The organism is Methylophaga lonarensis MPL (assembly GCF_000349205.1).
GTDB lineage: Bacteria > Pseudomonadota > Gammaproteobacteria > Nitrosococcales > Methylophagaceae > Methylophaga > Methylophaga lonarensis.
Genome location: NZ_APHR01000048.1, coordinates 1 through 12,900, shown reverse-complemented (window position 1 = coordinate 12,900; position 12,900 = coordinate 1). Strand labels below are relative to the sequence as shown.

Here is a 12,900-nt window from a genome sequence, read left to right as displayed (position 1 = left end):
CAAGGTAATCAAGGGCACTCTCGCAGTGACATTGTGCACGGCGAGTGTGAGAAAATAACGAGAAACATTCGCACTGAGAATCATGGCCAAACAACGCAAAATCATTCATGTCGATATGGACGCTTTTTTTGCGTCGGTTGAGCAACGTGATTTTCCTGAACTCAGGGGCAAACCGCTGATTGTCGGTGGCCAGCCGGATAGCCGAGGTGTGGTGGCAGCCTGTAGTTATGAAGCACGCAAATTCGGCATTCATTCAGCGATGGCCTGTTCTCGCGCTTACCGGCTGTGCCCACAGGCCGTTTTTGTTCGGCCCCGCTTTGAAGCCTACCGTGAAGTCTCACAACAAATTCGTGAAATCTTCTGGCGCTATGCCTCACAGGTCGAACCATTGTCGCTCGATGAAGCGTATCTGGATGTCACCTACACCGAAGCCTTTAATGGATCTGCCACCTTAATCGCCAAAGCCATTAAACAGGAAATCCTCGCAGAAACCGGACTCACCGCCTCTGCCGGTGTCTCCTACAATAAATTTCTCGCCAAAATTGCCTCCGATATGGATAAACCCAACGGCTTGTATCTGATCCGCCCGGAACAAGGTGAACAGTTTGTCAGCACACTGCCCATCGGCAAATTTCACGGTATCGGCCCGGCCACCGAAGCCAAGATGAAAAAGCTCGGCATCCATACCGGCCATGATTTACGACAAAAATCGCTGGTTGAACTCACTGAACATTTTGGCAAATCCGGCCAGTATTATTTCAACATCGCCCGCGCGATTGATGAACGTCCGGTACGCAGTCAACGCATCCGCAAGTCACTGGGCAAGGAAACTACCTTTGCTGAGGATATTCTGTCTGTACCCGAGCTCACCCAGATTCTTCTCGAGCTGGCCGAGCAGGTACTGGAAAGCCTGTCGAAACATCAATTAAAGGGAAAAACCGTCACCGTCAAAGTGAAATATGCCAATTTTCAGCAAGTCACCCGGTCACAAACTTTAGATCACAGTATTGGCTTTGCTGATTTGCAGGAATGGATTCCAGCGCTGCTGGCAAGAACTGAAGCAGGGCATCAACCGGTTAGACTGGTGGGGTTAAGTTTGAGTGGGTTTGAGGCGCCGGTGGTTGATGATAACGGGCAGGCGCAGTTGGATTTAACATTTAATCATGTATTTTAGACCAACAAACCTGTTACTTTTGTGATGAAAATAAGTTCGATGTTGTTAATTCATTGAGTATGTGAAAGATATCTTTAGGACAAATTCGCATACAAGACGATATTAAAAATTAAAGCATGGGGCGTACACATGGCCAGAACTTCAGAAACCGGGATTTTACTTTACGCTCAAGGTGACGCTTTTTCAGATGGCTCCTTTGATCTTCGATCTTTTGAACTTGTTATCACTAACTACAGGATGATCGTAGATCATTTGCTGCCACTTGCTATTGGTCAGAAGACACTTACTGATCGCGTAAAAAATGATGTTAAGTACAAAGTTGAAGTAAATGAGGGTTCAGTTGAAATAATTCTTAACTTTATTTTGGAAAACCACGAACTATTGATTGCTGCAGCCGTTTCTGATGGTGGCAACCAGCTAGCATCGGTAATTTCAAAGCTGATTAATGGTGTCGTGGACCTTAGAAGAGCTCTTACTACTATTCTTCAAGCTGGTCTCAAACCAACCATCCATATTGATCAAAGTATTCACCTAGATAAAAGCGTCACTTACGATATAAAAACAGGAAATATCAACCTGACCAATCCTCAGTTTATTATCGGTGCAGACTCTACAAAGTCAGCTTTAGACAGGTTAATAAATGGTATTGATGGCAGCAATATCTCAGAGATTGATTTAAATCATCAAAAACTGCGAACGAAGCTAACAACAAAAGATCGTGAAATTACGGGATCACAAAAAGAGGAACTTGCGACACAAATTGAGGTTGTTGGAAGACTAGATATGGCTGCAATAACATCTCACCGAGCACATATTATTACTGGTAACAGTAGATACCCGGTAACTTGGGATGAAAGTCTTAGACCAAAAATCAAACAGTTTTTTGATACCGAAGGCATTGTATTCAAGGTTCGACCAGTGATTGATCATCGTCAATTCAAAGATGAGCCTATAGGTTTTCACGTTTTGGATTGTTGGTCACCTCAAACTCAAATGCACGTTTAGTTTTGAGCTTACAAATCCAACATAGCTCATAGGCTGGGTTGAGGCACGAAACCCAACGGTCTGGAATATACTCCCAAGCCCATTCGCTGCCGCTGGGCGTTCATTTTCTTTGTTTGCCCAAAGAAAACGAACCAAAAGAAAGGGCACCCCTTGTGCTGGCCTGCGGCTTCCCGATAAAAATGACTATCTCAGGGAAATCGAAAAAACTCGCTGCGCTCAAACATTCCGATTTCTGATCCTGAGAGAGCCATTTTTATCGGCAGCACAAAAGGGGGGGGGGTGTCGCGAACCTCAGAGGCTTTCCCTAGCGCCCTAATGCGAAGCCGAGCATCGCAGAGCAGTTTGGATCAAACATGACGAGTGTCTGAGCGCAGCGACAAATTTGTCTGGAACAAATTTGGACGCCGTAGGCGCCCGCAGGGTGAGTGACATGGATGTCACGAATCAATTTTCGTCATGTTCCAAACTGATCGAGAAGCGCAGGGAACCCGCAGGGCGAGCATGGGCTGTCTTTTTGTTTGGTTCGTTTATTTTGGACAAGCAAAATAAATGAACTCGCCCGAGAGGGCGAAACCCTCAAAGCTCAAACATCTTCCGTTGTTGGGTTTCGTACCTCAACCCAACCTAGACGCCACAAGATTCCCGCCTACGCGGGAATGACGGGTTTCAGCGGCAATAACGGGCTTTAATTTGAATTAGCCCTTTGATTTCAAGCGGTTTTTCAAAATCTTGAAGCGACTAAGCGCACATTTCACAAAATTACCGTCTTGATGTTTAAAACGCTTTTTCAATGGCTGTTTCACTTCCCAGGTGCCTTTATAGCCATTGGGGAATACCACCAAATCGCCAGCTTTGAATGTTGTTGCCGAGCCACCATCATTAGGCGTCATCACACATTCACCCTCAACGATATAAGCGACTTCTGTAGTGACAAATGCCCATGGGAATACCGACACTTCTTTTTGCCAGGTAGGCCAGTGCTCAACGCCCAGTTTTTTTAATGTGGCTTCGCTGGGATTGCTGTCGACTGTAATTTCTTTCATGTTGCTTCCTGTGTTGATGAGATTGCCAAAGCGCACGCTTGGCGAAAACAGTGACTATTTTGCCTGTATCTGAGCCATAAGCCGAATTTATCGGTGAATGCGGCTGTTCGATGCGTGGCAATTTGCCATAATGAGTTTTTGATTAATTGGTGCGATGACACATGGATACCGTCGGAAAACCTGCACAGGAAGTGCTGCAAAATGTTTTTGGTTACAACGATTTCAGGCATAACCAGCAAACCATTGTTGAGCAGGTAATCGCCGGCGGTGATGCCTTGGTATTGATGCCGACCGGCGGTGGTAAATCCTTGTGCTATCAGATCCCGGCATTGATTCGTCCCGGCACGGGTATTGTGGTCTCGCCGTTGATTGCCTTGATGCAGGATCAGGTCATGGCGATGCAGCAACTGGGGGTCAAGGCTGCCTTTTTGAACTCAACACTGTCCGCTACACAGGCCAGCGCAATCGAGACGCAACTGCAATCCGGTGAGCTGGATCTGCTGTATATCGCGCCGGAACGCTTGTTAAATGAACGCACGCTTTCGATACTTTCGCGCAGCAATATCGCTTTATTTGCCATTGATGAAGCGCATTGTGTGTCGCAATGGGGCCATGATTTCCGTCCCGAGTATCAGCAACTGCGCATCTTGCATGAGCGCTTTCCAACTATTCCGCGCATTGCACTGACGGCCACTGCCGACAAGCGCACCCGCGTTGAAATCATCGAGCAACTGAATCTGCATCAAGCCAGCGTCTATCTGAACAGTTTTGACCGCAGCAATATTTTTTACGCCATTGCAGAGTCCGGTCAGGCCAAACAACAACTTTGGCAGTTTATTGAAAGCCAGCATGCCCATGATGCCGGCATTGTCTATTGCCTGTCGCGCAAGAAAGTGGAAGCAATTGCCGACTGGCTGAGCGAACAGGGTCGAGTGGCGCTGCCCTATCACGCGGGTTTATCAACCGAACTGCGGGCACAGCATCAACAGCGATTTTTACGTGAGGAAGGCGTCATTATTGTGGCGACCATTGCCTTTGGCATGGGCATTGATAAACCGATGTGCGTTTTGTCGCGCATTTGAACTTGCCCAAAAATATTGAGGCCTATTATCAGGAAACCGGCCGCGCCGGGCGTGATGGCTTACCGGCCAATGCCTGGATGGCCTATGGCCTGCAGGATGTCATTACCCTGCGTCAGTTTATGCAGGATTCTGACGCGCCCGACCTGATTAAGCGGGTTGAACATCACAAGCTGGATGCGATGCTGGGTTTATGTGAATCCATCCATTGTCGGCGGCATGCCTTGCTTGCCTATTTTGATGAAGACTCCGCGCAGAAATGTGGCAATTGTGATAACTGCCTGAATCCGCCGGAAAATTTTGATGCCACGGAAATCGCCCAGAAGGCCTTGTCGTGTGTCTATCGCACCGAACAACGCTTTGGTGTGAACTATTTAATTGATGTGCTGATCGGTAGTGATGATGAACGCATCAAAAACAATCAGCATGAGAAATTAAGCACTTATGGCATTGGCGCAGAACTGACCGCAACCCAATGGCGCGGCATTTTTCGTCAACTGATCGCCATGGGTTATCTGGATATTGATATTACCCGCTATGGCGCGTTGCGCCTGACCGAAAAATGTCGGGCAGTTTTACGTGGCGAACAAAAGCTGCTGTTGCGCAAACAGCAGGCCAAACAAACGCTAAGTAAAAAGGATAAAAAACAAGCTGCAGTGCGACCACAGGATCAGGCGCTATGGGAAGCATTACGCCAGCTACGTGCCGATATCGCCAAGCAAAACGGTGTGCCGCCGTTTGTGATTTTTCATGACACCACTTTGCAGGAAATGTGTTTGGCCCGGCCTCAAGATATGCAAGCGATGGCGCGTATTTCCGGCATTGGCACTCAAAAGCTGGAGCGTTATGGTCAGCAGTTTTTGGATATCGTTCAACAACATCCGTTATCGGAGTTATTGAATAACGGCTTGCGTGACACCGTCAATCAAACCCTGATTTTGCACGAACAAGGCTTAAAGCCCGAGCAGATTGCCAAGCAGCGCGAACTCAAGGTCAGCACGGTATACAGCCATCTATCTGATGGCATTGAAGCTGGTTTGCTGGATGTGACCAAAGTGCTGGATCTGGAAGACAGTCAAATCAATGAAATCATCAGCACCATTGAATCGCTGGGTGACGAGGCCGACAGCCTGAAAGCAATTTTTCAGGCATTGGATGAAGCCTATGACTACGGCGTGATTCGCTGCGTTGTCGCATCGATTTATTAGTCTAGTCGACTGTAGACTTACGAAGTACAGACCAAACCTAGCACAAGTGCACCCTGCTCCCCGTTTATTGCCGCCAAAAACCAGCCTTGTTTTATGGGTTAAGTGGTCGAGTGTTTGAGCGCAGCGACAAATTTGTCTGGAACAAATTTGGACGCCGAAGGTGCCCGAAGGGTGAGTGGCATGGATGCCACGAATCAATTTTCGACCACGCCATAAAACAAGGCTGGTTTTTGGAATCAAGCAATATCGGGTGCCCTTTTCTTTGGTTCGTTTCTTTTGGGCACGCAAAAGAAATGAACGCCCAGCGGCAGCGATAAAACCAAACCTTACACTTCAGTTACCTCAGCTCAAGCTACACTTCAAGCCGTTTGATTTCTTAAGCCGACAACTCGTAATCCACGGTCAATGGTGCATGATCAGAAAAGCGTTCATCGCGATAAATCTCGGTCGCCTTCACCTTACCCTTGAGGCCTGGGCTGAGCACATGATAGTCAATACGCCAACCGACATTATTGGCCCAGGCCTGACCACGGTTGGACCACCAGGTGTACTCGTGTTCTGCTTGAGGCAGTTCACGGAATGCGTCAACAAAATGCATCTCGTCAAATAACTTATCCAGCCAGGCGCGCTCTTCCGGCAAAAACCCGGAGTTTTTCTGATTGCCTTTCCAGTTACGAATATCCTCGTTTTTATGAGCAATATTCCAGTCACCGCAAATAACGTAGTCCCGGCCGGAATCGACCATTTCCTGCATCTTGTTCTCAAAAAACGCCATACATCGGTATTTGGCTTGTTGACGTTCCTCGCTGGAAGAGCCTGATGGCAAATATAAAGACACCACACTCAATTGGCCAAAACGCGCTTCGATATAACGCCCTTCTGCATCAAATTCTTCATTGCCCATACCCACAATGACTTCATCAGGCGCTTGACGACTGTAGATGGCAACGCCGCTGTAGCCCTTCTTTTCAGCATCGTGATAAAAACAGTGATAGCCGGTCGGGTGATAAATGGGATCATCCAGTTGCGGCAGTTGCGCCTTGGTTTCCTGGATGCAGACGACATCGGCATTCTGCTTGGCCAACCAATCAAAAAAACCTTTACGTGCTGCGGCACGAATTCCGTTAACATTTACTGTGATGATGCGCATGATGTTCCCAATATTGAAAATTTCTTCATATTAACATTTACAAAGCGATTCAAAATACGGATAATATCGGGTTCAATGTACAGATAGCTGAATTTTAGGAGAAGCACTTTGGCAAACTCAGCACAAGCAAAAAAAACGCGCTCGTCAAGCGGAAGTTCACCGTCAGCGCAATGCCAGTCAACGTTCTGCAATGCGCACTAAAATCAAAGCGCTCAGAAAAGCGATTGTAGCCGGCGACAAAGAACAAGCTGTTGTTGCCTTCCAAGCTGCTGTCCCAGTTCTGGATCGCATGGCGCGTAAAGGCATCATTCACAAAAACACAGCAGCTCGCGGCAAAAGCCGTTTGAACAACGCTGTTCGTGCAATGTAAGCGAACAACAGTAAAATTAAAAAAACCGGCTCAGCGCCGGTTTTTTTATGTCTGAATTTCAGCCAGTCACCACCAGATTATCGCGATGGATCAATTCTGGCTCGTCAATATATCCCAATAGACTCTCAATCGCCTGGCTCGATTGACCTTTGATAACGGCTGCTTCTTTAGCACTGTAATTCACCAGGCCACGGGCAATCTCGTGACCTTCCTGATCAGTACAAATCACCAGTTCTCCGCGAGTAAAATCACCCAGCACTTGCTTGACGCCAACAGGAAGTACACTGCGTCCTTGCTGACGAATCACTGCCACCGCACCATCGTCCAGGACCAGTTGACCTTTTGGCATCAAATGTCCTGCCAACCATTGCTGACGTGCTTTGATTGGTTTGTTGTCAGGCCATAGTAAAGTGCCGACACCATTGCCTGCGGCCAACATGCGCAGATTGTCCGGATGCTTGCCAGAGACAATCACGGTCATTGCACCACTACGCGCAGCGCGACGCGCTGCCAGCAACTTGGTGGTCATGCCTCCTCGTCCAAGTTCTCCTTTACTGCCACCGGCCATGGCATCCAATGCTGGATTGCTGGCTGCAGATGCGGCGATCAAACGGGCGTTAGGGTTGATTCTTGGATCCGCATCAAACAGGCCGTCCTGATCGGTGAGAATCACTAATACCTCGGCTTCAACCAGATTGGCAGTCATTGCCGCGAGTGTGTCGTTATCACCAAAACGAATTTCTTCGGTGGCAATGGCATCGTTCTCATTCACTACTGGCAAAATGCCTAGAGACAATAATGTTTGCAGAGCACTGCGCGCGTTGAGATGTCTTTCACGATTGGAAAGATCAGAGTGCGTCAATAATATCTGGGCCGTGTGAATTCCATGCTGTCCACACTCGGTTGCATAGGCATGAATGAGCCCCATCTGACCGACACTGGCCGCAGCTTGCAAATGATGCAGCGTGTGCGGTCTTTTGCGCCAGCCCAACTGCTGCATGCCTGCCGCAACAGAGCCCGAAGTGACCAGCACGATCTCCTTGCCTTGTGCTCTTAAGGCAGCAATCTCACCACTAAGCCAGCGAATCCGCTCCAGATCCAGGCCTTCACCAACGCGCGTCAGTAAGGCACTGCCGATCTTGATAACCCAGCGTTTGGTAGTAACGAGCTGCTGATGTGGGTTGGACAATGTTTATTCCTCAACAGATTCAACCGAATCAGGATCAGTTTCCCTAGAAGCTTCCAGATATTCCATGACCGCCTCACACAGCTGAGCACAGCCTTCGCCAGTCATGCCACTGATCTGATACACAGGCCCTTGCCAGTCAAGCCTGGACAGCATGTCTTGCCTGAGTTCATCACGAATATCTTCTGGCACCAGATCCATCTTATTCAACACCAGCCACTGTGGCTGACTACCCAGCTCACGGCTATAGCGTTCCAGCTCACGGTTGATAATTTCAACACTTTCGACCGGATCCTGCTCAACATCCACAGGTGCCATATCAACAAGGTGAAGCAATAGACGGGTTCTGCTGAGATGGCGTAAAAACTGAATGCCGAGACCCGCACCTTCTGCTGCACCTTCAACAAGTCCGGGAATATCCGCAATCACAAAACTGCGAACATCTTTCATGGTGACCACGCCAAGATTTGGGTACAGGGTGGTAAATGGATAGTCTGCCACTTTTGGCTGCGCGGCAGAAACCTGACTGATGAAGGTCGATTTGCCAGCATTAGGCAAACCCAACAAACCAACGTCTGCCAACAGCTTCATTTCAAGTCTGAGTGTACGCTCTTCGCCAGGTGTTCCATCAGAGGTTTGACGTGGCGCCCGGTTAATACTGGATTTATATCTGGCGTTGCCCAGCCCGTGCCAACCACCTTTGGCCACCATCAGTTTCTGACCGTGTTTGGTCAGATCGCCAATCAGCTCATCGGTATCGTCATCCCAGGCCTCAGTGCCAATTGGCACTTTGATCACCAGATCTTCACCACGGGCACCACTGCACAGACGGCCACGGCCGTGCTCGCCTCGTTGGGCTTTAAAGTTACGCTGGTATCGAAAATCAATCAGCGTATTCACCTGAGAGTCAGCAATCAGGTAGACATCGCCACCATCGCCGCCATCGCCGCCATCAGGACCACCAAAGGGGATAAACTTTTCGCGGCGAAAACTCAGGCAACCATTACCGCCGGCACCTGCGCTGACTTTGATAACCGCTTCATCAACAAATTTCATTTTGTGCCAACCAGTAAATCAATTCCGGAGTATAAACTCCACATACAAAAAACCCCGCATCAGCGGGGCTTTTAGCTGTTTGCCCCAGATGGGCGAACAATTCGTTTTATTCAGCAACAACGCTTACGTAAGTACGGTTGTTTGGGCCTTTGGTTTCGAACAAAACCTTGCCAGTTGCTGTTGCAAACAGTGTGTGGTCACGACCAACACCAACATTGGTACCAGCATGGTAACGGGTACCACGTTGACGAACCAGGATGTTGCCGCCCAGAACTGCTTCACCGCCGAAACGTTTTACGCCCAGGCGTTTGGATTCTGAATCACGACCGTTTCGGGTACTACCACCAGCTTTCTTGTGAGCCATTAGATATTTCCTCTTACTTCAGAGAGTCTCAGGCAGTAATGCCTGTGATTTCGATTTCTGTAAACGCCTGACGGTGTCCCATCTGCTTGCGATGGTGCTTACGACGGCGGAACTTGATGATTTTAACTTTATCGGCACGACCATTCGCTGCAACTTTTGCAGTGACTTTGGCGCCTTCAAGATAAGGAGCACCGACTTTGATATCGTCTCCTTCACCAACCATCAGAACCTTGTCCAGCTCAACCGTATCACCGGCTTCAGCAGACAATTTTTCAATACGGAGCTTTTCGCCCTCTTTGACTCGGTACTGTTTACCGCCCGTCGCGACAATAGCGTACATCGCTGTCTCCAAAAAAAGTTATTGTGGACAATCCAACAAAAGACCGGCAATTGTAGTCTGTTTCCAAACAGAGATCAAATCCGTATTTAAATATTTGCGAATGATCGTCCTGCGTGAGAAAGTACGCGTTTTCATAACATTATAGGCAGTTTCTCTCGCTGTGGATATTCAATCCATTTACGCTCTGATTCAGGATGATATGCAAGCGGTTGACCAGATGATCCAGCAACGGCTGCAGTCTGAAGTTGTGCTGATTAATCAACTGGGTCATTACATTATCAATAGTGGCGGAAAACGTTTACGTCCGGCTATCGCGATTCTGAGTGCTCATGCCTGCGGTTACCAGGGCAGCCAACACATCAATCTTGCGACGATTATCGAATTTATTCACACCGCGACCTTGCTGCATGACGATGTGGTGGATAACTCCGATATGCGCCGCGGTCAGCAGACTGCCAACAATCTGTGGGGTAATGAAGCCAGCGTGCTGGTCGGCGATTTTCTCTACACCCGCTCGTTTGAGATGATGGTGGAGTTGCAATCCATGCAGGTGATGCAAATTCTGTCACACACCACCAACATTATCGCAGAGGGTGAAGTACTGCAGCTGCTCAATTGCCATGATGCAGACACTACGGAATCCCGCTATCTTCAGGTGATTCACCACAAAACCGCCAAGCTGTTTGAGGCTGCTGGACAGCTCGGTGCGGTCATCAGCAACAGTCGTCCAGAAGTTGAACAGGCCATGGCCAGTTATGCCATGCACCTGGGCAGTGCTTTTCAGTTGATCGATGATCTGTTGGATTACAGCGCATCCAGCGACGTTATTGGTAAAAACATTGGCGATGATCTGGCCGAAGGCAAACCAACACTGCCGCTGATATATGCCATGCGAAATGGCAACCGCGAGCAGGCACAACTGATTCGAACCGCTATCGAACAAGGCCAGCGCGACCAGATCGACAGTATCGTTGAGATTATCGAATCAACGGGTGCTATCAAATACACCGCTACCATTGCCCGACAGGAAGCTTCAGCGGCACAAGCCGCACTCAACGCTTTACCGTCTTCTGAATACACAGAGGCACTCTCAGCACTTGCCGATTTTGCTGTCGAACGTGCTTATTAAGTCGGCCAGTGTCGGCCGACGGTTTAGATAGACATTTGCACCAAAAAGGTTCCATAATTGAGTCGCAGCCTGACGTCAATGAGTGCATCTGCTCAACGCCCCACAACACCAAATTCTGTAAGGTCTGCCATGATCGACACCCAAGCGATTCTTGATGCCAATATTCTGATCGTCGATGACCAGGCGGTAAACACCCAGCTTTTGGAAAAAATCCTGCGCCAGGCAGGTTATCGCAACATCTTCACCTGCACCGATCCAACCCAGGTCACTGAACGTTACTTCGAGCATCAGACTGACTTGCTGCTGTTGGATATCCGGATGCCGGTGATGGATGGTTATCAGGTGATGCAGGCTCTCCAGCAAGCCGTGATCGATGACTATCTACCGGTGCTGGTCCTCACTGCCGAATTGACCAGTGAAGCCAGAGGGCGCGCACTCAGTTCTGGTGCCAAGGACTTCATCACCAAACCTTTTGATCAGCTTGAAGTACTGCAACGCATCAAAAATCTGCTTGAGGTTCGTCTGCTACACAAACAGGTACTTGATCACAACCTGAAACTGGAACTCGAAGTTCGCAAACGTACCGAAGAACTGGAACAAAGCCGCTTGGAAATTATTGCCCGACTAGGACGCGCAGCTGAATACAAGGATAACGAAACCGGTAATCATATCTTGCGAATGAGCCACTTTGCCGGGCTATTGGCCAAGGCTGCAAATCTGGGTGAAAAATTCTCTGCCAGTATTGAGCTTGCCGCACCGATGCACGATATCGGAAAAATCGGCATTCCTGATTACATTCTGCTCAAGCCGGGAAAACTTGATGACGATGAATGGGAAATCATGAAAACCCACGTAGATATTGGTGCCGATCTTTTGGCTGGCACCGATGTTCCGTTACTAAGCATGGCCAGAAATATAGCACTGACCCATCACGAAAAATGGGATGGCTCAGGCTATCCTCGCGGTCTCAAGGCTGAGGAAATCCCTATCGAGGGCAGAATCTGCGCGATTTGTGATGTGTTTGATGCCTTGACATCCGAGCGACCCTACAAACGGGCATGGCCAATTGAAGATGCGCTTCAGTATTTACGCCAACAGGCTGGCTCGCACTTTGATCCGGATCTGATTCCCCTGTTTGAAAAGATTCTCGACGAAGTACTGACTTTCCGAGCACAACACATGGATGAGTTTGACGCACGGAACTGATTGCAGGCTTTTTAGTTTTTCACGGGTCGGTTATTCTTAGCCGCTATGACTGACTTCTATCGCTATCATCTGTTTTTTTGTACTCATCTGCGTGATGACGGCACGCCCTGCTGTCAGGCAAATAACGCTCAGCAGTTGCGTGACTATGCCAAGCAACGGGTCAAGGATCTGAAACTGAAAAAAGTACGGGTCAACAACGCAGGCTGTCTCAACCGTTGCGCGCTTGGTCCAGTCATGGTGATTTACCCCGAAGGAACCTGGTATCAATATCAGAACGAAAACGATATTGACGAAATCATCGAAAGCCACTTGCTCAACGGCAAAGTGGTTGAAAGACTGAAACGATGACGCCTGAACAGTATTGCCGAGACAAAGCCGCCAAGAGCGGTTCCAGCTTTTATTACAGCTTCCTGTTTTTGCCTGAACCTCGGCGCAAGGCCATCATGGCTTTGTATGCTTTCTGTCGGGAAGTAGACGACGCTGTCGATGAAATCAGTGATCCGCAAGTCGCCGCCAGCACCTTGGAGTGGTGGCGTAATGAAATCATCAWCWCAACACCTTCCAAAAACCGTCCGGAACACCCTGTTGGG

The 12,900-nt window shown here is 48.7% G+C and carries 12 protein-coding genes and 2 pseudogenes; 8 read left to right on the top strand and 6 right to left on the bottom strand.

Annotated features, from left to right (window positions below; genetic code table 11):
- Positions 1-82: 82 nt before the first annotated feature.
- On the top strand, positions 83-1,174 hold the full coding sequence (gene dinB / locus MPL1_RS08965) for a DNA polymerase IV (protein WP_009726807.1): 1,092 nt from the start codon (positions 83-85) through the stop codon (positions 1,172-1,174).
- 129 nt (positions 1,175-1,303) lie between these two features.
- The gene (locus MPL1_RS08960; RefSeq protein ID WP_009726806.1) at positions 1,304-2,179 is read left to right on the top strand and encodes a hypothetical protein; all 876 of its coding nucleotides are present in this window, start codon (positions 1,304-1,306) and stop codon (positions 2,177-2,179) included.
- 695 nt (positions 2,180-2,874) lie between these two features.
- On the opposite strand, the gene MPL1_RS08955 is transcribed toward MPL1_RS08960, so the two are convergent.
- Positions 2,875-3,222, bottom strand: coding sequence for a cupin domain-containing protein (locus MPL1_RS08955; protein ID WP_009726805.1), 348 nt, complete (start codon positions 3,220-3,222; stop codon positions 2,875-2,877).
- A gap of 161 nt (positions 3,223-3,383) precedes the next feature.
- Between MPL1_RS08955 and recQ the strand changes: the two are divergent.
- Positions 3,384-5,509 (top strand): annotated as a pseudogene (gene recQ / locus MPL1_RS08950) (DNA helicase RecQ).
- A gap of 376 nt (positions 5,510-5,885) precedes the next feature.
- Here recQ and MPL1_RS08945 read toward each other — a convergent pair.
- Positions 5,886-6,659 carry an exodeoxyribonuclease III gene (locus MPL1_RS08945; RefSeq protein WP_009726804.1) on the bottom strand — a complete coding sequence of 258 codons (774 nt, stop codon included), beginning with the start codon at positions 6,657-6,659 and terminating at the stop codon, positions 5,886-5,888.
- A gap of 108 nt (positions 6,660-6,767) precedes the next feature.
- Between MPL1_RS08945 and rpsT the strand changes: the two are divergent.
- A pseudogene (gene rpsT / locus MPL1_RS08940) lies at positions 6,768-7,029 on the top strand (30S ribosomal protein S20).
- Positions 7,030-7,087: 58 nt separating this feature from the next.
- Here the strand turns inward: rpsT and proB are convergent.
- The 4 genes from proB to rplU all read right to left on the bottom strand — a co-directional run bounded on the left by proB (position 7,088) and on the right by rplU (position 9,975).
- The gene (gene proB / locus MPL1_RS08935; RefSeq protein WP_009726802.1) at positions 7,088-8,218 is read right to left on the bottom strand and encodes a glutamate 5-kinase; all 1,131 of its coding nucleotides are present in this window, start codon (positions 8,216-8,218) and stop codon (positions 7,088-7,090) included.
- A gap of 3 nt (positions 8,219-8,221) precedes the next feature.
- Entirely contained in the window at positions 8,222-9,271 is a 1,050-nt protein-coding gene (gene cgtA / locus MPL1_RS08930) for an Obg family GTPase CgtA (protein WP_009726801.1), read from the bottom strand.
- Between the two features lie 106 nt (positions 9,272-9,377).
- Positions 9,378-9,635 carry a 50S ribosomal protein L27 gene (gene rpmA / locus MPL1_RS08925; protein WP_009726800.1) on the bottom strand — a complete coding sequence of 86 codons (258 nt, stop codon included), beginning with the start codon at positions 9,633-9,635 and terminating at the stop codon, positions 9,378-9,380.
- A 28-nt stretch (positions 9,636-9,663) separates the two neighbouring features.
- A complete protein-coding gene (rplU, locus tag MPL1_RS08920; RefSeq protein ID WP_009726799.1) occupies positions 9,664-9,975 on the bottom strand; it encodes a 50S ribosomal protein L21 in 312 nt (103 codons plus the stop codon).
- Between the two features lie 160 nt (positions 9,976-10,135).
- Between rplU and ispB the strand changes: the two genes are divergently transcribed.
- The 4 genes from ispB to MPL1_RS08900 all read left to right on the top strand — a co-directional run.
- On the top strand, positions 10,136-11,104 hold the full coding sequence (gene ispB / locus MPL1_RS08915; RefSeq protein WP_009726798.1) for an octaprenyl diphosphate synthase: 969 nt from the start codon (positions 10,136-10,138) through the stop codon (positions 11,102-11,104).
- 129 nt (positions 11,105-11,233) lie between these two features.
- The gene (locus MPL1_RS08910) at positions 11,234-12,310 is read left to right on the top strand and encodes an HD domain-containing phosphohydrolase (RefSeq protein ID WP_009726797.1); all 1,077 of its coding nucleotides are present in this window, start codon (positions 11,234-11,236) and stop codon (positions 12,308-12,310) included.
- Positions 12,311-12,355: 45 nt separating this feature from the next.
- Positions 12,356-12,658 (top strand): (2Fe-2S) ferredoxin domain-containing protein, encoded by a 303-nt coding sequence (locus tag MPL1_RS08905; RefSeq protein WP_009726796.1) that lies wholly within the window; start codon positions 12,356-12,358, stop codon positions 12,656-12,658.
- On the top strand, positions 12,655-12,900 hold a 246-nt coding region (locus tag MPL1_RS08900; protein ID WP_009726795.1), incomplete at its 3' end, for a squalene/phytoene synthase family protein. The genes MPL1_RS08905 and MPL1_RS08900, both read left to right, overlap by 4 nt.

Bases quoted from the DNA above. Each gene is read 5' to 3' on its own strand.
- MPL1_RS08910 (WP_009726797.1), top strand. From the start codon at position 11,234: ATGATCGACACCCAAGCGATTCTTGATGCCAATATTCTGATCGTCGAT.
- cgtA (WP_009726801.1), bottom strand. From the start codon at position 9,271: ATGAAATTTGTTGATGAAGCGGTTATCAAAGTCAGCGCAGGTGCCGGC.
- rpmA (WP_009726800.1), bottom strand. From the start codon at position 9,635: ATGGCTCACAAGAAAGCTGGTGGTAGTACCCGAAACGGTCGTGATTCA.
- MPL1_RS08945 (WP_009726804.1), bottom strand. From the start codon at position 6,659: ATGCGCATCATCACAGTAAATGTTAACGGAATTCGTGCCGCAGCACGT.
- MPL1_RS08960 (WP_009726806.1), top strand. From the start codon at position 1,304: ATGGCCAGAACTTCAGAAACCGGGATTTTACTTTACGCTCAAGGTGAC.
- MPL1_RS08955 (WP_009726805.1), bottom strand. From the start codon at position 3,222: ATGAAAGAAATTACAGTCGACAGCAATCCCAGCGAAGCCACATTAAAA.
- MPL1_RS08905 (WP_009726796.1), top strand. From the start codon at position 12,356: ATGACTGACTTCTATCGCTATCATCTGTTTTTTTGTACTCATCTGCGT.
- dinB (WP_009726807.1), top strand. From the start codon at position 83: ATGGCCAAACAACGCAAAATCATTCATGTCGATATGGACGCTTTTTTT.
- rplU (WP_009726799.1), bottom strand. From the start codon at position 9,975: ATGTACGCTATTGTCGCGACGGGCGGTAAACAGTACCGAGTCAAAGAG.